Origin of the sequence: Amycolatopsis rifamycinica (assembly GCF_000695625.1) — a bacterium.
Taxonomy (GTDB): Bacteria; Actinomycetota; Actinomycetes; order Mycobacteriales; family Pseudonocardiaceae; genus Amycolatopsis; species Amycolatopsis rifamycinica.
In genome coordinates this window covers 183,289-205,003 of record NZ_JMQI01000026.1, presented here as the reverse complement: position 1 = coordinate 205,003, position 21,715 = coordinate 183,289, and the positions used below count along the sequence as shown (strand labels likewise).

Below are 21,715 nucleotides of genomic sequence, written 5' to 3'. Positions count from 1 at the left end.
TGGATCGGTTGCCAGGCCCGCATTCCGAGTTGGGTGGCTGCGGCGGCCTGGTCCCGGCCCGACGCGGGGTCCGGGACCAGGGCGGCGGCAGGTCAGCGGCTCGCAGTCTTGAGCTGCCGCTCGGCGAGTTCACGGCCCGTGCGGTGGGCACGCTGCTCTGCGCTGGATTTGAGGTCCTCGGCCATGTCGGTGAAGGCGTCCAGGGCTGGATTGACGCCCACGAGGGTGAACTCGCGGGTCACGACCTCCAGGTCGATCTGCCACACGTCTTCGAGGATGCGGCGCATCCAGGCGGTCGCGTGGTCCCATCCTTCCCGGGGTGTGCCCGGCGAGTAGTTCCCGCCCTGCACGGTCACCAGCACGCCGGGCTTGCCCGCGGTGACCGGGGTGAGTCCTGGCGACATGCGTGGATCTGCGATGACGAGGTCGGCGTAGATCTTGAAGTGCTGCGAAACCCCGAAGTTGTAGAGCGGCACGGCGAACAGATAGGCGTCGGCTTCGGCGAGCTCGTCCACCAGTGTGGTGACGAGGTCGCAGGCGCTCTGCTGTTCGGGTGTGCGATCGTCTTCCGGTGTCGCACCCGCCGCCAGTGTCTGCGCCCAGGCGTCGCTGGGCAGGGGGGTGGTGCCGATCTCGCGGCGCACGACCCGAGTGTCGGTTGCGGTGTCGAGCCACTGGGCTTCGGCGATGTCTGCGAGGGCGCGGCTGGCGGAGCCGTCATGACGGATGGATGCGTCGATGCGAAGCAGGGACAAAGGGAGTCAGCTCCTGGTGACAGTGATGTGCTTCATGGACTGAACGTCCGGTCGGGCGAGCCGTGCGACGACGCCCGGCTGTGCGTTCAGGACTGGGAGGCCGCCGTGATCTCAGCGAGGTCGGGGGCGATGTAGAAGTTGTCGCGGAACAAACCGCTCGGATCCCACACCGCCTTCAACTGGCGTAACCGGTTCAGGTGAGCGGGCGGGAAGGCGCGGGCGAGGACGTCGGGGCCGGTGTCGGTCTCGAAGCTGAGGTACATGCCTTCGAGCTTCGGGACGAGGTCGGCCCACCGCTGCTCGACCTCGCCGGTCCCGCCGCCGAGCATCGCGATGAGGAAGTTCGCGTCCCGCCACCCGTACGCGGCCGAGTCGGCGGGCTGGTTGGCGACCGCGCCGCCGGCCGAGCGGATGCTGAGGAGGAACGACGACCGCGACGCGAGCAGATCCGCCAGGCCACCGGCGACATCGCGAGAGAGGTGCCGTGCGAGGCCGGCGTGTCCGTGGGGTTCCCCGTGCCCGTGCTGCCGCTCTTCACCGGCGGGGAGTTCGAGGAGGGCCGCGTAGGGGACCATCTGCACGGACTGGTTCGCCATCGGCGCGAGCCGGGCGAAGGGCCGCAGGCGCTCGACGACCGTGTCCGGGTCGTTCTCGTCGACGACGATCAGCGCCTGCACGGCCGTTTGCGTGCCGGGTCCGGACGGGCCGATCATCAGGGTTCCCGTCACGGTCGGGTCGGCGTGCTCGATCGTGGTGCCCCAGGCTTCGAGGAAGCCGGCGATGTCGTCGGGGACGAACACGAGCATCGCGAACCCGACCCGCGCCGAGACCGGGTGCGCCTCGAACTCGAACGACACCACGACTCCGAAGTTCGCCCCTGCCCCACGCACGGCCCAGAACAGGTCGGGGTTCTCCTGGGCGCCGGCGTGGACGAGTTCGCCGTCGGCGGTGACGATGTCGACCGCGCGGAGGTAGTCGATCGTCAGGCCTCGTTCGCGGGCGAACCATCCGATCCCCGCGGTGGTGGCGAGGCCGCCGACGCCGACGCCGCCGTGGTCGCCCGCGGTGATCGCGAGGTTGTGCGGGGAGAGGGCCTTCGCGACCTGGCCCCAGTGCGCTCCCGGGCCGACGCGGACGCGGTGGCCGTCGCTGATCGCGATTTCGTTCAGCGCGTCGAGGGCGATGACGATCCCGTCACTGTTCAGCGACCTGCCGGAGAGGCCGTGGCCGCCGCTGAACAGTCCCAGCGGCACGTCCCGGTGCCGGCCGGCGAGCCGCACGGCTTCCTGCACCTCGGCGACCGACTCCGGACGGATGACCATGCCCGGACGCCCACCGCGGAAGTACCCGGAGGTGTACCGGTGGTAGCCGCGGTCGCCGGGGAGCAGCACCCGCGACCGGAGCGTCCCGGGGATCGGGTCGTCGCGGAACGATCGGGCCACCGGCGCCACCGCAAGGGTGCTCGTCTTGGCGCGGGCCTGTTCGAGGCGGTCGCGGATGCGAGGTGCGGTGTCTTCCGCGAACTTCCGGATCTCCCGCGGGTCGTCCGAGCCCATGATGAACACGCTGATCCCGTGCTCGATCGCCAGCTCGGCCAGGTCGTTCGCGTCGTACTGCGGCGTCACGTTCAGCAGGCGGGCGATGTCCCGCGGGTCGCGGCCGGCCTTGCGGGCGGAGTCGTCGATGACCTGGTTGCCGCGCTCGATGTCGCCGGGTTTCAGCCATGGCAGGCTCGGCAGCCACCCGTCGCCCTTGCGCCCCAGTATCCGCTGCACCCGCGGCTTGTACGCGCCCACCCAGATCGGGATCTCGTGCGCCGGCGCCGGGCCTCGAGCGGCGCCGGCCACGCGGTGGTGCTCGCCGTCCACGTGCAGGGGTGCCCGGACGCTGACATCCCAGATGCCCCGGATGATGTCCAGTGCCTCATCGAGACCGCTGACCGCCTCCGCCGGGGTCAGCAGCGGCGCGCCCATCGTCGCCATCGCCTCGAAGTACCCGCCGGTGCCGATGCCCAGTTCGGCACGGCCGCCGCTGAGCTGGTCCAGGCTCGCCAGCGCGCGCGCCAGAACAGCGGGCTGACGCAGCGGGAGATTCAGGACGTTCCCGGAGACGTGGATGCGGGACGTCTTCGCCGCGACCCAGGCCAGCAGAGTCCACGTGTCCTGGAACACCGCCTGGTACGGGTGGTCCTGGAAGGTCACCAGGTCCAGGCCCAGCTCCTCGCTGAACAGGGCGAGATCGACCGGATGCTGCGGGGCGGAGGCGATCGGGGTGACGAAGCTGCCGAAGCGCAGCGGGTGAAGATAGTCGGGCATGTGTCCAGCTTCGAGGTACGCGACGTCCTTGACAAACGACCCATAACCGACTTACTTTTAGTAAGTGACTTCGGAGAAGACCGGTGCGGCGCGACGCCCTCTGCGTATCGATGACGAGGAATGCCGTCGTCTCGCGGGCGTCATGGAGATCGTCGGCAAGCGCTGGTCCGGCGGGATCCTCCTCGCCTTGGGCATGGGGGCCGAACGCTTCACCGAGATCGAGCGCCGCGTCGAAGGGCTCTCCGGGCGGATGCTCAGTGTCCGGCTCCGCGACCTCGAATCGGCCGGCCTTGTCGACCGGCTCGTGGAGCCGACGACACCCGTGAGCGTCCGCTACCGACTCTCCGAACGTGGCATGGAACTCCTCCGGTCGTTGCAGCCCATGGCGCGGTACGCCCGCCGCTGGGAACCGCCGGTGGATGAACAGACCGCTCCCTAGCCGCCTGGCGCTGGTGACCACACCGGACTCGAGGTTGAGCAGCGCCGGTGCAGCCGTTGGCGTTCAGGGCCGGATCCGCTGGTGAAGGCGCTTCCGCCGCCCGGGCTACTCGCGTTCGACGACGACCGCGCCCGTGGGTGTAGAGCGCCCCGTGGCTGGGGCCGAGCTCCTGCGCCACGTCGGAGATGCCGGTCTCGCGGTAGCCGCGCTGCGTGAAACCCCGGCCGCGGCCGCGGCGACGTCCGCCGGCGACCGCGTCGCCACTCGTGTGCCGAGCCGCAATGCCGGAGACGTCACGGGCCCGGCGTGGCTGCGAGGGTCGGTCGGGAGGGCGGCGAGGAGGCGGCATGATCGCGAACGGGCCGATCGCGGTGGTCGGGCTGTCCTGCCGGGTGCCGGGAGCCGCCGACCCCGGTGCGTTCTGGCGGCTGCTGCGGGACGGCACCGAGGCGATCACCGACGTCCCCGCCGGCCGCTGGGACGCCCGAGCCGTCGCCGGTGCCGATCCGGCCGGCCGCGGTGGCTTCCTCGACGACGTGCGGGGCTTCGATCCCGGCTTCTTCGGCATTTCGCCGAGGGCGGCCGCCGCGCTGGATCCGCAGCAGCGGCTCGCGCTCGAACTCGGGTGGGAGGCCCTCGAAGACGCCGGGGTGGTCCCGGCGCGGCTTTGCGGCAGCGACACCGGGGTCTTCCTCGCGACCGGCGGGGACGACTACGCCCTGCTCACCCACCAGGCCGGGCGTTCCGCCATCACCTCGCACACCTTCGCCGGGCTGCACCGCGGGCTCGCCGCGAACCGCGTCTCGCACTTCCTCGGCCTGCACGGGCCCAGCCTGACCGTCGACACCGCCCAGTCGTCGTCGCTGGTCGCGGTGCACCTCGCGTGCGAAAGCCTCCGGCGCGGCGAGACCGCCGTGGCCCTCGCCGGCGGCGTGCACCTGAACCTGGTGCCGGACGGCGCGGTCGCCTTCGCGGAGTTCGGCGGCCTCTCCCCGGACGGCCGCTGCTACGCCTTCGACGCCCGCGCGAACGGAACGGTGCGGGGCGAGGGCGGTGCCGTCGTCGTCCTCAAGCGGCTGGCCGACGCGGAAGCGGACGGCGACCGGGTCTACGCGCTCGTCCACGGCGGTGCGATGAACCACGGCGGCGCGAGCGAGGCCCTGACCGTGCCGGACGAAGCCGCCCAACGGGCCGTCCTGCGCGCCGCCTACACCCGCGCCGGGGTCCGGCCCGAGGACGTCGGCTACGTCGAACTGCACGGCACCGGGACGCGGCGAGGCGATCCGGTCGAGGCCGCCGCACTGGGGTCGGTCCTCGGCGCCGCGCGGACCGGCGACCGGCCGCTGCTCGTGGGTTCCGTCAAGACGAACATCGGCCACCTCGACGCGGCCGCGGGCGTCGCCGGGCTGGTCAAGACGGTGCTCGCGCTGCACCACGGCGAAGTGCCCGCCAGCCTCAACCACGTGGCTCCGCCACCGGAAATCCCCTTGGCCGAGTTGAACCTCGCGGTCAACAGCCGCCGCACGCCGTGGCCGGACCGCGGCCGGTTCGCCGGGGTGAGCTCGTTCGGCATGGGCGGGACGAACTGCCACCTGGTGCTGTCCCGCCCCGCGCCGGCCGGCCGCTTGCCGGTGGCCGCGCCGCCGGTACTGGCCTGGACCGTGTCCGCCCGGACCCGCGACGCCGTCCGCCAGCAAGCCGGGCGGCTCGCGGAATTCGTGGCGGCCGAGCCCGGCCGCACGCCGGCCGAGATCGCCGGTGCGCTCGCCGCGGGCCGGACCGCTTTTCCCGAACGTGCCGTCGTCGTCGGCATCGGCGACGGCGAACTCCGGTCCGGGCTGGCCGCGCTCGCGGCGGGCACCGACACGGGGAACGTCCTGCGCGGCACGGCAACCGGCGGGACCACCGCGTTCCTCTTCGCCGGCCAGGGCAGCCAGCGCCCCGGCATGGGACGCGAGCTGTACTCGGCGTTTCCGGTCTACGCCGCCGCGTTCGACGAGGTCTGCGCCGCGTTCGACCCGCTGCTGGGCACCTCGCTGAAGGACGTCGTCTTCGCCGGGGGCGCCCTCCTGGACCAGACGCGGTTCACCCAGCCCGCCGTGTTCGCCGTCGAGGTCGCGCTGGTCCGGCTGCTCGCGCACTGGGGCCTGCGCCCGGACCTGCTCGCCGGGCACTCGGCGGGCGAGCTCGCCGCCGCGCACGTGGCCGGCGTGCTGTCCCTGCCGGACGCGGCCACCCTCGTGGCGGAACGCGCCCGGCTCATGCAGACGGTCGCCGGCGGCGGGGCGATGGCCGCCATCGAGGCGGGTGAAGACGAGGTGCTCGGCGAGGGCGTCGAAGAGGGCGCCTGCGTCTCCGCCGTCAACGGCCCGCGCGCCACGGTCGTTTCCGGGGCGGAGGAAGCCGTTCTCGCGGTGGCCGCCCGGTGGCGCGAGCGCGGCCGCCGCGTGAAACGGCTCCCGGTCGGCGTGGCCGGGCACTCCGCGCTGCTCGACCCGATCCTCGGCGAGTTCGGCCGCACGGCCGGGCGGCTGGCCTACGGCGAGCCCGAGATCCCGGTCGTCACCAACCTCACCGGCCGGCTCGCGGCGGAAGGCGAACTGCGCGAACCCGGCTACTGGGTGCGCCAGGTCCGCGAGCCCGTCCGGTTCGGCGACGCCGTCCGGACGCTGCACGAGCTCGGCGCCACCCGGTTCGTCGAGGTGAGCCCGGACCGGGTGCTGGCCGCGCTGGTGCGCGGCACCCTGCCGGACGCGGCGGTGTCGGTCACGGCGGTGCTGCGCGCCGGCCGGCCCGAGCCGCGTACCGTGGTTTCCGGGGTGGCCCAGGCCTTCGCCGACGGCGCGCCGGTCGATTGGCCCGCGGTGTTCGGCGACCCGGCGCCGGCCAGGGCGATCGGGCTGCCCGGTTACGCCTTCCAGCGCAAGCCGTACTGGCTCGGCACCACCTTGTCCACTGTGGACGAACGACGGGAAGTGCCCGCCGACGGCGGGGACCCGCTCGACGTCGTCCGGTCCGCCACCGCGGTCGTGCTCGGGTACCCCGGCGCCGGCGACGTCGATCCGCGCCGGACCTTCCGCGACCTCGGCTTCGACTCCCTGGCCGCGGTCGAGCTGCGGGACCGGCTCACCGCGGCGACCGGCGTCGAGCTCCCGCCGACGCTGACGTTCAACCACCCCACCCCGCTGGCGCTCGCCGCGCACCTGCGTGGCGAGCGGCGCGCACCCGCCGCTCGGGTGGCCGTCGCCGAACCCGGCGAGCCGATCGCGATCGTCGGCATGGGCTGCCGGTTCCCCGGTGGGGCCGGCTCGCCCGAAGACCTGTGGCGGCTGGTCGCGGACGGCGTCGACGCGATCACGGGCTTTCCCGGCGACCGCGGCTGGGACCTCGGCGCGGCGGGCGCGGAGATCCCGCGCCGCGGTGGCTTCCTGCCCGATGCCGCCCTGTTCGACCCGGAGTTCTTCGGCATCAGCCCGCGCGAGGCGCTCGCCATGGACCCGCAGCAGCGGTTGCTGCTCGAGACGGCGTGGGAAGCGCTGGAACGGGCCGGCCTCGACCCGGCGGCGCTGCGCGGCACCCCGGCGGGCGTGTTCGTCGGCGCGACGGCGAGCGACTACGGCCCCCGGCTGCACGAAGCCGGCCACGGCGCGGAGGGACACGTGCTCACCGGCAGTTCGGCGAGCCTGCTGTCCGGCCGGGTCGCCTACACGCTCGGGTTCGAGGGCCCGGCGGTGACCGTCGACACGGCGTGCTCGTCGTCGCTGGTCGCGCTGCACCTGGCCGCGCGGGCCCTGCGGCAGGGCGAGTGCACGCTCGCCCTCGCCGGCGGGGTCACGGTACTGGCGACGCCGGGGATCTTCCTCGAGTTCGGCAGGCAGGGCGGGCTGGCCGCGGACGGCCGCTGCAAGGCGTTCGGCGCGGGCGCCGACGGCACGGCCTGGGCCGAAGGCGCCGGGCTCGTCCTGCTGGAGCGGCTGTCGGACGCGCGTCGCCACGGCCACCCCGTGCTCGCGCTGGTCGCCGGGTCGGCGATCAACTCCGACGGCGCCAGCAACGGCCTGACCGCACCGAGCGGCCCCGCCCAGGAACGCGTGATCCGCGCCGCGCTCGCCGATGCGAGACTGTCCACATCGGACGTCGATGTGGTCGAGGCCCACGGCACGGGGACGGCGCTCGGCGACCCGATCGAGGCCGGCGCCCTGCTCGCGACGTACGGCCGCGACCGGGAAACGCCGCTGTGGCTGGGTTCGCTGAAGTCCAACATCGGCCACGCGCAGGCCGCCGCCGGCATCGGCGGCGTGGTGAAGATGGTGCAGGCGATGCACCACGGGGTCCTGCCGGCGACCCTGCACGCGGACGAGCCGTCCCCGCACGTCGACTGGTCGGCCGGCCGGGTCCGGCTGCTCACCTCGGCGAGGGAGTGGCCGGAGGCCGGCCGCCCCCGCCGGGCGGCGGTGTCGTCGTTCGGGATCAGCGGCACGAACGCCCACGTGGTCCTGGAACAGGCCCCGGCCGAACCGGAAACCCCAGCCGAACCGGAAACCCCGGCTGATCCGGCGCCCGAATCCCCCTTGCCCTATGTCCTTTCCGCCCGTGACACCACCGCCCTGCAGGCTCAGGCCCGGCGGCTGCGGGACCACCTCACCGACCACCCGGACGAGACCCCGGCGGACATCGCCTACTCCCTGGCCACCACCCGCACCCGCTTCGACGAGCGGGCCGCGTTCGTCGCCACCGGACGGTCCGGCCTCCTCGACGCCCTCGACTCCGTCGCCGGTGGCGAGACCACCGGCGTCGTGCGCGCCACGACCGGCGGGACCGTCTTCGTCTTCCCCGGCCAGGGCGCGCAGTGGGCCGGGATGGCGGCCGGGCTCCTCGGCACCTCGCCGGTGTTCACGGCCCGGTTCGCCGAGTGCGAGCGGGCGCTGGCGGAGCACCTCGGCTGGTCTCCCGCCGACGTCCTGCGCGAGCGGCCGGGGGCACCCGCGCTGGACCGTGACGACGTGGTCCAGCCGGTGCTGTTCGCGGTGATGGTGTCGCTGGCCGCGCTCTGGCGTGCCCACGGCGTCGAGCCCGACGCGGTGATCGGCCACTCGCAGGGCGAGATCGCCGCCGCCTGCGTCGCCGGCGCGCTGTCGCTCGCGGACGCCGCCCGGGTCGTCGCCCGGCGCGCCCGGCTGCTGAGCGAGCTGGCCGGGCTCTCCGGGATGGTTTCGGTTCCGCTGCCCGAGGCCGAGGTCACCGAGCTGCTGACCGGCTGGGGTGACCGCGTCTCGGTCGCCGCCGTCAACGGGCCGCGCTCGGTCGCGGTGTCCGGCGACCCGGACGCGTTGCGGGAACTCGTCGCCGCGTGCGCGCTGCGCGACGTGCGGGCCAGGGAGATCCCGATCGACTACGCGTCCCACTCCCGGCACGTCGAACGGCTCCGCGACCGGCTACTGGCCGCGCTCGCGCCGATCACGCCGCGGCCGCCGGACATCCCGTTCTACTCGACCGTCACCGGGGAACCGCACGCCGTCCTCGACGCCGCCTACTGGTACCGCAACCTGCGGGAGCCGGTGCGCTTCGAAGCCGGGGTGCGGCGGCTGCTGGCCGCCGGGCACCGCGTGTTCGCCGAGGTCGGCCCGCACCCCGTGCTCGCGCTCGGGATGCGGGAGACGTTCGACGACGCGGGCGTGGCCGCGGCGGCCGTCGGGACGCTGCGGCGCGGCGACGGCGGCCGAGAGCGCTTCCTCCGGTCCCTGGCCGAGGCCCACGCCTGCGGCGCCGCCGTGCGCTGGGACGCCGTCTTCGCCGGAACCGGCGCCCGGCGCACCGGCCTGCCGACGTACCCGTTCCGGCGACGGCGGTTCTGGTGGCGCCCGCCGGCCGAGGCGCGCACCGGCACCGATCCCGCCGCCGGCCTGCGCTACGGGATCGAGTGGTGGCCGGCGACGGCCGAAGGCACCGCGCGGCTGTCCGGAACGTGGCTCGTCGCCGGCGGCCGCCGGTCACCGTGGCGCCCGCTGATCGCCGCGGCACTGGCGGAGGCGGGCGCCGACGTCCGCGACGAGGACTTCACCGGGGAACCCGCCGGTGTCGTTTCCCTGCACGCCCTCGACGAAGAAGGCGCGCTCACCGGGACGCTTTCGCTGCTGCGGCGGTTCGGCTGTCCGATGTGGAGTGTCACGTGCGGAGCGGTCGGCACCGGCGACGGCGACCCGGTCCGCGCGCCCCGGCAGGCCGCCGTCTGGGGTCTCGGCCAGGTGGCCGCGCTGGAGCAGCCCCGCCGCTGGGGCGGGCTCGCCGACCTGCCCGAGCAGCCGGCCGCGGAATCCGCGCGGCGGCTGGCCGGACTGCTGACCGGGACCGAGGACCAGATAGCCGTCCGGCCCTCCGGCGTCTTCGCCCGGCGCCTGGTGCGCCCGGCCCCGCCGGCCCGGCCGGCCTGGCGGCCGCGGGGGACCGTCCTGGTCACCGGCGGGACCGGCGCGCTCGGCCGCCGGGTCGCGCGCTGGCTCGCCGGAAACGGAGCCGCGCACGTCGTGCTCGCCGGCCGGAGCGGCCCGGCGGCGCCGGAAGCCGTGGCCATCACCGAAGAACTGGGTGCGGACCGCGTCACCGTCGCCGCCTGCGACGTCACCGACGAGAACGCGGTGGCCGGCCTGGTCGCGTCGGTCCCCGGCGAGCTGACGGCCGTGGTGCACGCCGCCGGGACGAGCCGGTTCGGGCGGCTGGCCGACATCGGCCCGGCGCACCTGGCGGAGGTGTTCGGCGCGAAGGTGCTGGGAGCCGAGGTCCTCGACCGCGTGCTCGGCGACCGGCCGCTGGACGCTTTCGTGCTGTTCTCCTCGGCCGCCGGCGTCTGGGGCGGCGCCGAGCAGGGCGCGTACTCGGCCGCGAACGCCTGCCTCGACGCGCTCGCCCACCGGCGCCGGGCGCTCGGCCGGGTCGCGACGGCGGTGGCGTGGGGCCCCTGGCCCGGCGGCGGCATGGTCACGCGTGAGTTCGAGACGGTCCTGCGTGCCCGCGGGTTCACCCCGATCGATCCGGGTGTCGCGCTCGACGCGCTCGCGACGGCCGTCGGCGGTGGCGAGACCGCCACGGTCGTGGCCGACGTCGACTGGCCCCGCTTCGCCGCGCTCTACACGATGGCGCGGCCGAGCCCGCTGCTCGGCGAGCTCGCCGCAACCCGCCGTCCGGCGCAGCCGCGGCAGCCGGCTTCCGCGCTCGGGCAGCGCCTTCGCGAGTTGCCGGAGGCCGGGCAGCACGACCTGCTGCGGACGCTGGTCCGCACCCAGCTCGCGGCCGTTCTCGGGCACGACGGGCCGGCGGCGGTGGCCGCGGACCGGCCGTTCTCCGCGCTCGGGCTGGACTCGCTCACGGCGGTCGAGCTGCGCGACCGGCTGGCGGCCGCGACGGAGCTCGCGCTGCCGGTCACGATCGTCTTCGACCACCCGACCGCGACCGCGCTGGCCACGCACCTGCGTGACACCGCCCTCGGCACGCACGGGGCCGAAGCCGCCGCGCCGGCCGCCCCCGCGGACGAGCCGCTGGCCATCGTGGGCATGAGCTGCCGGCTGCCCGGCGGCATCGAAGACCCCGAGGACCTGTGGCGGTTGCTGGCCGAGGGCGGCGACGCCGTCGGCGGGCTCCCGGCCGACCGGGGCTGGGACCTCGGCGCGCTGTACGACCCGGACCCGGACCGGCCGGGGACCAGTTACGTCCGCGGCGGCGGCTACCTGAGCGGGATCGACCGGTTCGACGCCGACCTGTTCGGCATCGCGCCGCGCGAAGCGCTGGTGATGGACCCGCAGCAGCGGCTGCTGCTCGAAGCCACCTGGACGGCGCTGGAGCACGCGGGCATCGCGCCGGACTCCCTTTCCGGCAGCGGCACCGCCGTGTTCGCGGGCATCCAGGTGCCCGACTACTGGACGCCGGACCGGATCCCCGGCGCCCTCGAGGCCTACCAGGTCACGGCGGGCGCGCCGAGCGTGGCGGCGGGCCGGATCGCGTACACCTTCGGGCTGGAAGGCCCGGCGATGACCGTGGACACCGCGTGTTCGTCGTCGCTGGTCGCGCTGCACCTGGCGGCGCGCTCGCTGCGCGCGGGGGAGTGCTCGCTGGCGATCGTGGGCGGCGCGACGGTGATGACCACCCCGGCGGCGCTGCGCAGCCTCAGCCGGCAGCGGGCCCTGTCCCCGGACGGCCGGTGCAAGGCGTTCTCGGACGACGCCGACGGGTTCGGCGCCGCCGAAGGGGTCGCGGCGCTGGTCGTGGAGCGCCTCTCGGACGCGCGGCGGAACGGCCACCGCGTGCTGGCCGTGCTGCGCGGTTCGGCGGTCAACTCCGACGGCGCCAGCAACGGGCTCACCGCTCCGAACGGCCTGGCCCAGCAGCGCGTCATCCGCGCGGCCCTCGCGGACGCCGGACTGTCCGCTTCGGACGTCGACGCCGTCGAAGCGCACGGCACCGGCACCCGGCTGGGCGACCCGGTGGAAGCGCTGGCGCTGCAGGAGACCTACGGCCGTGACCGCCCGGCCGACCGGCCGGTCCTGGTGGGGTCGGTCAAGTCGAACCTCGGCCACACGCAGGCCGTGTCCGGTCTCGCCGGCGTGATCAAGACGGTCCTCGCGCTGCGCAACGGGGAGCTTCCGCGCACGCTGCACGCCGACCGGCCGTCGTCCCACGTGGACTGGACGCGCGGCGCGCTGTCCCTGCTGACCGAGCCGGCGCCGTGGCCGGCCACCGGGCGGCCGCGACGGGCCGGGGTCTCGTCCTTCGGCATCTCCGGCACCAACGCGCACGTGGTCCTCGAGCAGGCACCGGCCGACCCGGAGCCGGCCGACGGCGGCCCGGCGGGCGTGGTGCCGTGGGTGCTGACCGCGGCGACCCCGGAGGCCGTCCACGACCTGGCCGGCCGGATGCGGTCGTTCGTCGCCGGGCGGCCGGAGCTGACCGTCCGGGACGTGGCCCGGACGCTGGCCGCGCGGTCCGCGCACGCCCACCGGGCCGTCGTCGTCGGCGAAGGCCGCGAAGAACTGCTGGCCGCGCTCGCCGGCGTCCGGCCCGAGCGGGGGACCGGCGGGAAGCTGGCGTTCCTGTTCACCGGCCAGGGCAGCCAGTACGCCGGGATGGGCCGCGGCCTGCGTGAGCGGTTCCCGGTGTACGCCGGGGCTTTCGACGCCGCCTGCGCGGCGGCGGGTCTCGACCCGGCGGTCGTGGCCGACGGCGACGCGCTCGCCCGCACGGAGTTCGCGCAGCCGGCGCTGTTCGCGCTGCAGGTCGCGCTGTACCGGCTCGCCGAGTCGTGGGGGCTGCGCCCGGACGTCCTCATCGGGCACTCGGTCGGGGAGATCGCGGCGGCGCACGTCGCCGGCGTGCTGTCACTCGCGGACGCCGGAACGCTGGTCGCGGCGCGCGGCCGGCTGATGCAGGAACTGCCCGCCGGCGGCGCGATGATCGCGGTCGAGGCGAGCGAAGACGAAGTCCGTGCCGCGCTGACCGGCGAGGTCGCGATCGCGGCGGTCAACGGCCCGGCCGCCGTCGTGCTCTCGGGGGCCGCGGACGCCGCCGAGGCCGTCGCCGCGGAGTTCGCCGCACGGGGCCGCCGGACGAAACGCCTGCCCGGCGGGCACGCGTTCCATTCGCCGCTGATGGCTCCGATGGTCGAGCGGTTCCGCGAAGTCCTGGCCGGGCTGGAGTTCGCCGAGCCCGCCGTCCCGCTGCGGCCGGCCGCGGCCGGCGATCCGGCGACGCCGGAGTACTGGGCCGGCCACGTGCTCGGCACCGTGCGGTTCGCCGACGCGGTCGGGCGGCTCGGCGCCGACGGCGTCACCACGTGCCTGGAGATCGGGCCCGACCGGGTGCTGTCCGCGCTCGGCCCGGCGATCGACCCCGCCATCGACTTCGTCCCGGCGCAGCGCGCCGACCGCCCCGGCGCGCGCACGGCCGTCGAGGCCGCCGGCCGCCTGCACGTGCTCGGCCACGACGTCGCCCTGGCCGGCCTGTGCACCGGCGGCAGGCTCGCCGACCTGCCCGCCTACCCGTTCCGGCACCGCAGCTTCTGGCTGGCCCCCGGTCAGGCGCCGGAGGGGTCCGGGCACCCGCTGGCCGCAACGGCCGTCCGGCTGGCGGACGGCGGGGGCGCGCTGGTGACCGGCACGCTCTCCGCGACCGCGCCCGGCTGGCTCGGCGACCACACGATCGGCGGGGCGACGCTGGTGCCCGGCACCGCCGTCCTCGAACTGGCGCTGCGGGCCGCCGCCGCGGCGGGCTGCGCGACCGTCGGGGAACTCACCCTGGAGACCCCGCTCGTCCTGCCGGACCACGGATCGGTGTCGGTCCAGGTCCGGGCCGGGGCGGCCGACGACGACGGCCACCGGCCGCTGACCGTCCACTCCGGACGGAACGGCGAGTGGACCCGGCACGCCACCGGGCTCGCCGGTCCCGGTGCGCCCGCGGATTCCGCCCGGCCCCTTCCCGCCGACGCGGAACCCATTGCCGTCGAGGGGCTCTACGAGCAGCTGGCCGACGCGGGATACGGCTACGGACCGGCCTTCCGCGGCCTCACCGCCGCCTGGCGCCACGGCGAAGACGTCTACGCCGAGGCGGTCCTGCCCGAGGAACTCCGCGACGACGCCCCGAACTGCACGCTGCACCCGGCGTTGCTCGACTCCGCGTTGCACGCGCTCGGTTTCACCGGCAGGCTCGACGGCGGCACCCCGGTCCCGTTCGCCTGGCGCGGGGTTTCCGTCACCGCACCGGGACCATCGGCCATCCGCGTCCGCCTCACCCCGGCCGCCGGGGACGCCGTCTCGCTGCACGTCACGGACACCGAGGGCCGTCCGGTGGCCACGGTGGATTCGCTCGTCCTGCGTCCGGCCGCTCCGGCGCCGCGCGACGGCCTCCTCGAACCGGACTGGGTCCGCGTCACCGCCCGGGAAGTCACCGCCCCGGACGTGACCGAGCCGGACGTCGTGGCGGTCGGCGACCTCGCGGAACTGGCCGGCGAGCCGGTGCCGGGGGCCGTGGTCGTCCCGGCCGGGGACCCGGCCCGCGCCCTCGCGTTGTGCCGGCAGTGGGCGGCCGACGACCGGTTCGCCGCCGCGCGGCTGGTCCTGCGCACCCGGAACGCGGTCACCGACCCGGACCAGGCCGCCGTCTGGGGGCTCGTGCGGTCGGCGCAGACCGAGCACCCCGGCCGGTTCGTGCTGCTCGACGCCGGCACCGAAGACACCGCCGGGCTCGCCGCCGCGATCGCGACCGGCGAACCCGAAGTGGCCGTCCGGGCCGGGGAAGTGCTGGTGCCGCGCCTGAAGCGGGCGAGCACCGGCGACGACCTGGCCCTGCCGGACGAACCGTGGCGGCTTGCCGTCGTCGACAAGGGACGACTCGACGGGCTCGCCCCGATCGCGCATCCGGCCGAGCCGCCGGCCCCCGGCCAGGTCCGGGTCGCCGTGCGGGCCGCGGGACTCAACTTCCGCGACGTGCTCAACACGCTCGGGCTCTACCCGGGTGAGGCCCCGCCGTTGGGCATCGAAGGCGCGGGTGTCGTCACCGAGACCGGTCCGGGGGTCACGGAGTTCGCGCCGGGCGACCGGGTGCTGGGCCTGCTCGACCACGCCTTCGGCAGGCTCGCCGTCACCGACCGCCGAAACCTGGTGCGCGTGCCGGCGGACTGGACGTTCGCCGAAGCGGCGGCCGTGCCCGTCGTCTTCCTCACGGCCTGGTACGGGCTGCGCGACCTGGCCGGGCTGCGGGCCGGGGAGAAGGTGCTCGTGCACGCCGGGGCCGGCGGGGTCGGGATGGCGGCGATCCAGCTGGCGCGTCACCTCGGCGCCGACGTCTACGCCACCGCGAGCCCGGCCAAGCACGACGTCCTGCGCGCACTCGGCCTGCCGGACACCCACATCGCCTCGTCGCGGACCCTGGACTTCGCGACGGCGTTCGCGGGCACCAGGTTCGACGTCGTGCTGAATTCGCTCGCCGGCGAGTTCGTCGACGCGTCGCTGGGCCTGCTGGGCGACGGCGGCCGGTTCGTCGAGCTGGGCAAGACGGACGTCCGGCCGGCCGGGGAGATCCCGGCCGGGGTGACCTACCGGACGTTCGACCTCACCGAGCCCGGCGCCGAGCGGATCCAGGAGATGCTCCGCGCCCTGGTGGGCATGTTCGCCGCCGGCGCGCTCCGGCCGCTGCCCCTGTCCACATGGGACATCCGGCGAGCGGTCGAGGCGTTCCGGTTCGTCAGCCAGGCCAAGCACGTCGGCAAGGTCGTGCTGACCGTGCCGGCCGGGCCGGCGCCGGACGGCACGGTGCTGATCACCGGCGGCACCGGCGCACTCGGCCGCCTGGTCGCCCGGCACCTCGCCGGGCAGGGTGCGCGGCACCTGCTGCTGGCCGGACGGCGTGGCCCGGCCGCCCCCGGGGTGCGCGAACTGACCGCGGAGCTGGCCGGGCTCGGCGCGTCGGTGACCGTCGCCGCGTGCGACGTCGCCGATCGCGGCCAGCTCGCCGCCCTGCTGGCCGGAATCCCCGCCGAGCACCCGCTGACGGCGGTCGTCCACGCCGCGGGCGTGCTCGACGACGGCCTGGTGGCGGCGATGACGCCCGAGCGGCTGGAGCGCGTGCTGCGGCCCAAGGTCGCCGCCGCGCGGCACCTCGACGAGCTGACCCGCGGCAGCGACCTCGCCGAGTTCGTGCTGTTCTCCTCGGCGTCGGCGTTCTTCGGCGGCGCCGGCCAGTGCAACTACACCGCGGCCAACGCGGCCCTCGACGCCCTCGCGGCCCGCCGCCGCGCGGCCGGGCTGCCCGCCGTGTCGATCGCCTGGGGCGCGTGGGCGCACGAAGGCAGCATGACCGGGCAGCTCGGCGCGGCCGACCACGCCCGGCTGGCCAGGGCCGGCCTGGCGGCGCTGGCCGACGAGCGCGGGCTCGCCCTGTTCGACGCGGCCCGCCGGCTCGGCCGGCCGCTCGTCGTGGCCGCGGAACTGGACATCGCGGCCCTGCGCCGCGGCGGCGAGGACGTCCCGCCGTCGCTGCGCGGTCTCGCCGGGGCCACCGCGCGGCGGCCGGAGCCCGGGCGCGCCCGGACCGAAGACGTGCTCGACCTGGTCCGCGATCGGGTCGCCGCGGTGCTCGGGCACACCGGGGCCGCGGAGGTGGCGCCGGACAGGGCGTTCAAGGACCTCGGGTTCGACTCGCTGAGCTCGGTCGAACTGCGCAACGTGCTTTCGGCGGCAACCGGGCTGCGGCTGCCCGCGACCGTCGTGTTCGACCAGCCGACCCCGGAAGCCCTCGCGGCCTACCTGCGGGCCGAGCTGTCCGGTGCGGTGGCCGCGCCCGTGGCCACCGTGGTCACCGAGGCCGGTGACGACCCGGTCGCGATCGTCGCGATGAGCTGCCGGCTGCCCGGCGGCGTCCGGTCGCCCGAAGACCTGTGGCGGCTGGTGCGCGACGGCGCCGACGCGGTCACCGGGCCGCCGGCCAACCGCGGCTGGGACCTCGACGCGCTCTACGACCCGGACCCCGAGCGCCCCGGCACCACCTACGCGCGGGCGGGCGGCTTCCTGCACGACGCGGACGAGTTCGACCCGGAGTTCTTCGGGATCAGCCCGCGCGAAGCGCTGGCCATGGACCCGCAGCAGCGGTTGCTCCTGGAGACCGCGTGGGAGGTCTTCGAAGCGGCGGGCATCGACCCGGGTTCCGTGCGGGGGCAACGGCTCGGCGTCTTCGTCGGCGGCGCGTCGCTCGGCTACGGCACCGACTCGCGCGAGTTCCCCGGCGAGCTGGAGGGCTACCGGCTGACCGGCAGCACGACCAGCGTCCTGTCCGGCCGGATCGCCTACACCTTCGGTCTGGAGGGCCCGGCCCTCACCGTGGACACGGCGTGTTCGTCGTCGCTGGTGGCGCTGCACCTGGCGGTGCAGGCGATCCGCCGCGGAGAGTGCTCGATCGCGCTGTCCGGCGGGGCGGCGATCATGGCGAACACGGACCTGTTCGTCGAGCTGAGCCGCCAGCGCGGACTGGCGCCGGACGGGCGGTGCAAGCCGTTCGCGGCGGCCGCCGACGGCACGGCGTGGGGCGAAGGCGTCGGGATGCTGCTGCTGGAACGGCTGTCCGACGCACGGCGCCACGGGCACGAGGTACTGGCCGTGATCCGCGGCTCGGCGGTCAACTCCGACGGTGCGAGCAACGGCCTGACCGCGCCCAACGGGCCGTCGCAGCAACGGGTGATCCGCGCCGCGCTGGCCGACGCCGGACTGTCCCCTTCGGACGTCGACGCGGTCGAGGCCCACGGCACCGGCACCCGGCTCGGCGACCCGATCGAGGCACAGGCCCTGCTGGCGACGTACGGCCGTGACCGGACGGCGGACCACCCGCTGTGGCTCGGTTCGCTCAAGTCCAACATCGGCCACGCCCAGTCGGCGGCGGGGGTCGCCGCCGTGATCAAGATGGTGCTGGCGCTGCGGCACGGCGAACTGCCGCGCACGATCAACCTCGACGAGCCGACCCCGCACGTCGACTGGTCGCCCGGCACGGTCCGCCTGCTGACCGAGCACCTCGCCTGGCCTGAGACGGGCCGGGCGCCGCGGGCGGCCGTCTCCTCGTTCGGCATCAGCGGGACGAACGCGCACCTGATCCTGGAGCAGGCGGCCGAGGCGCCGCCCGCGGAGCCCGCCGGCCCCGCGGCGGAGCCGATGCCGCTGGTGCTTTCGGCCCGGTCCGAAGAGGCGTTGCGGGCCCGTGCGGGGCAGGTCGCCACCGTCCTGGAAGCCGAAGACCTCGCGGACGTGGCGCACAGCCTGGCCGCGCTGCCGCGGTTCGAGCACCGGGCCGTCGTCGTCGCCGCGCCGGCCCTGCCGGCGCTGGCCGAGGGCCGCCGCGATCCCGCCGTGGTGCGCGGGACCGCCGGGACCCCGGGCCGGACCGTCTTCGTGTTCCCCGGGCAGGGCGGCCAGTGGGCGGGCATGGGCGTCGAACTGCTCGACAGCTCGCCCGTCTTCGCGCGGCGGATGCGTGACTGCGACGCGGCGCTGGCGGAGTTCACCGGCTGGTCCGTGCGCGACGTCCTGCGCGGCGCACCGGGCGCGCCCTCGCTCGACGACGTCGAGGTCGTCCAGCCCGCGCTGTTCGCCGTCATGGTCTCCCTGGCCGAGCTGTGGGCGGCCGCCGGCGTGCGGCCGGACGCGGTGGTCGGGCACAGCCAGGGCGAGATCGCCGCGGCCTGCGTCGCCGGCGCACTGTCCCTTGCGGACGCCGCCCGCGTGATCGCCTCGCGCAGCGCCATTTCCCGGGTGCTCATCGGGCGCGGCAGCATGGCGCCGGTCGCGCTCGGCGAAGAAGCCGCGGCCGGACTCGTCGCCGGCTGGGGTGACCGGCTCTCGATCGCGGCGGTCAACGGGCCGAACTCGGTCGCCGTCGCCGGTGACCTCGGCGCGCTGCACGAACTGGTCGCCCGCTGCGCGGCGGAGGGCGTGCGGGCCCGGCTGATCCCGGCCGCGTTCGCGTCGCACTCCCCGGCGGTGGAACCGATCCGTGACGAGCTGCTCGCCGCGTTCGCCCCGGTCCGCCCCCGGACCGGCGAGGTGGCGTTCTACTCGACGGTCACGGGGGACGTGCTCGACGGGAACGAGCTGGACGCCGGCTACTGGTACCGCAACCTGCGGCAGCCGGTGCGGTTCGACCGGGCGGTCCGGGCGCTGGCCGAGCAGAAGCACACGACGTTCGTCGAGATCGGCCCGCACCCGGTGCTGCCGGCGGCGATCCGGGAACTGCTCGACGAGCCCGGCACCCCGGCCCCGGTCGTGACCGGCACGCTCCGCCGCGGCGAAGGCGGGCTCACCCGGTTCGTCACGTCGGCGGCCGAACTGCACGTCCGCGGTGTCGGAGTCGACTGGGCCGGGCTGCGGCCCGGCGGACGGCGGATCCCCCTGCCCGCGTACCCGTTCCGGCGGCAGCGGTTCTGGCTGCGGTCGGGTACTGCCGCGGCGGACGTGTCGTCGGCCGGGGTGACCCCGCTCGGGCACCCCCTGCTGGGCGCGATCGTCGCGGTGCCGGGGTCGGAGGCGGTCGTGTTCACCGGCCGGATCGCGGCGTCGGCCCCGGCGTGGCTGGGCGAGCACGCCCTGCGCGAGACGACTCTGCTGCCGGGCACGGCGATGCTGGAACTCGCGTTCCGCGCGGGCGAGCACCTCGGCTGCGACCGCGTCGAGGACCTCGTCCTGGCCGCGCCGGTGGTCCTGCCCGGCCGGGGCGGCCTGCAGCTTCGGCTGGTCGCCGACGAGCCGGACGCGACCGGCCGTCACCCGTTCCGGGTGTTCACCCGGCCGGAGGGCGCGGACACGGCCTGGACCCAGCACGCCGAGGGCACCCTGACGGCGGCCGAGGACGTCCCGGCGCCGCGAACCGGGCCGTGGCCGCCGGAGGGGGCCGAGCCACTGGACCTCGACGGCCTCTACGACGTGCTCGCCGACGCGGGTGTCCACTACGGACCGGCGTTCCGGGGTGCCGGACGGGCCTGGCGGCACGGCGCCGACGTGCTCGCGGAGGTCCGCCTGCCCGAGCGCGAGGCGGCCGACGCCGGCCGGTACGGCGTCCACCCGGCGCTGCTGGACGCGGCACTGCAGCCGATCGGCCCCGGCGGACTGGTGTCCGGGCCGGACCTCATGCCGTTCGCGTGGTCCGGGGTGTCGCTGCACGCCGCCGGTGCCGCCGCGGCGCGGGTCCGGCTGCACCGGACGGGTGCGGACGCGCTGGCGGTGGAGCTGACCGATTCGGCCGGGTCGCCGGTGCTGTCGGCCGAGTCACTGACCCTGCGGCCGGTGCCGGCCGGGCCGCCGGGCCAGGCCGCGCTCTTCCGGCTCGGATGGGTGCCGTTGCCGGCCCTTCCCGGGCCGCCGGAGGGTGCACTGCGGATCTGCGACGACCCGGCGGAAGCGCTCGAGTGGGTCCGCACGGCGGGCCCGGGCCCGGGCCCGGTGATCGTGGCCACCCGCGCAGCGGTGGCGGTGTCCGACGCGGAGCTGCCCGACCCGGCTCGGGCGGCGGTGTGGAGCGCGATCCGCGGACTCGCGGAGAAGCGCATCGTCCTGGCGGACCTCGACGACTCACCGGACGCGGAGAACCTGGCCAAGGCGGCCGCGGCGCTCGGCGAGCCGGAACTGGCGGTACGCGGGGGAGCGGTGCACGTCCCGCGGCTGGAGCGGGTGCAGCCGTCGCCGGCGGAGCCGGAACCCTTCACCGGCACGGTCGTGGTGGCCGGGGCGGAGATCGAGGCACCCGGCGAAGCGGCCGACGTGGTTGCCGGTTCCGGTGCTGCGGCGGGCGGGCCTGCTGCCGGCGCCGGGCCCGGTGCGCGGGCTGCCGGCCGGGCCGCTGATGACCCCGGCTCTCCCGGCTGGGTGCGGATCGCGTCCCCGGCCGATCTTCCGTCGCTGCCCGCCTCGGGCGAGCTGATCGTGATCACCGGCCCGGCCGGCAGCCCGCTCGCCGAGGCGCTGGCCGCCCACCGGCGAGCACTGGGACACTCGACCCGGACCCTCACCTGGGGGCTTCCCGAGGCACCACCGCCGGACCATTCGCCGAGTGACTTCGTCGAAGCCGTGCGGCGGATCGCGGTCACCGGGCTCGTCGCCGCCGTGCTGCCCACTTCGCCGTCCGGCGCGGTTCCCGCGGTGCTGCGGAAGCTCGTGCGGCCGGGCAGGCGCACCGCGGCCGACCGCACCTGGGCCCAGCGGCTCGGCTCACTGCCCGCGGAAGACCGCCCGGCCGCCGTGCTCGGGCTGGTGCGGGAACAGATCGCCGCCGTGCTCGGGCTGGCGAATCCCGCGCACGTGCGTGACGATCGCGGACTGCTGCAGCTCGGCTTCGACTCGCTGACCGCCGTCGAACTGCGGAGCCGGCTCGGGGAGCTGACCGGCCTGCGGCTGCCCGCGACCCTCGTCTTCGACCACCCGACCGCGGCCGACATCGCCGGCCACCTCACCACCCTGCTCGTCCCCGACACGGGCAGGCAACCGGCGGACACCGGAGAACGGGACTTCCGCGCCGCCCTCTCCGCCCTCGGTTACGCGCGCCTGAAAGAAGCCGGGCTGGTGCGCACCGTCCTCGACCTGGCGGCGGCGCCCGCCCACGACGACCGGATCGACGCGATGGACGTCGCCGACCTGGTCCGGCTCGCCCTCGGCGACCCCGCCGACCCTCCCGACGAAACGTGAGCTGACGAT

Annotated in this window: 4 protein-coding genes; 2 read left to right on the top strand and 2 right to left on the bottom strand. The window is 75.7% G+C overall.

The genetic code is table 11. The features are described from left to right. Nucleotides 1-92: 92 nt before the first annotated feature. Together DV20_RS12835 and DV20_RS12830 are read right to left on the bottom strand one after the other, a co-directional pair. Nucleotides 93-755: an FMN-dependent NADH-azoreductase gene (locus DV20_RS12835; protein ID WP_043779762.1), complete on the bottom strand. Its 663-nt coding sequence runs from the start codon at nucleotides 753-755 to the stop codon at nucleotides 93-95. Between the two features lie 86 nt (nucleotides 756-841). Beyond that, the gene (locus tag DV20_RS12830; RefSeq protein WP_043779760.1) at nucleotides 842-3,070 is read right to left on the bottom strand and encodes an LLM class flavin-dependent oxidoreductase; all 2,229 of its coding nucleotides are present in this window, start codon (nucleotides 3,068-3,070) and stop codon (nucleotides 842-844) included. A 64-nt stretch (nucleotides 3,071-3,134) separates the two neighbouring features. Between DV20_RS12830 and DV20_RS12825 the strand changes: the two genes are divergently transcribed. Beyond that, on the top strand, nucleotides 3,135-3,509 hold the full coding sequence (locus DV20_RS12825) for a winged helix-turn-helix transcriptional regulator (protein WP_200876405.1): 375 nt from the start codon (nucleotides 3,135-3,137) through the stop codon (nucleotides 3,507-3,509). A 347-nt stretch (nucleotides 3,510-3,856) separates the two neighbouring features. After that, the gene (locus DV20_RS46160) at nucleotides 3,857-21,706 is read left to right on the top strand and encodes a type I polyketide synthase (protein ID WP_043779759.1); all 17,850 of its coding nucleotides are present in this window, start codon (nucleotides 3,857-3,859) and stop codon (nucleotides 21,704-21,706) included. The last annotated feature ends 9 nt before the right edge of the window (nucleotides 21,707-21,715 follow it).

Excerpts from the sequence above, each read along its gene's own strand:
- DV20_RS12830 (WP_043779760.1), bottom strand. The coding sequence starts at position 3,070 with ATGCCCGACTATCTTCACCCGCTGCGCTTCGGCAGCTTCGTCACCCCG.
- DV20_RS46160 (WP_043779759.1), top strand. The coding sequence starts at position 3,857 with ATGATCGCGAACGGGCCGATCGCGGTGGTCGGGCTGTCCTGCCGGGTG.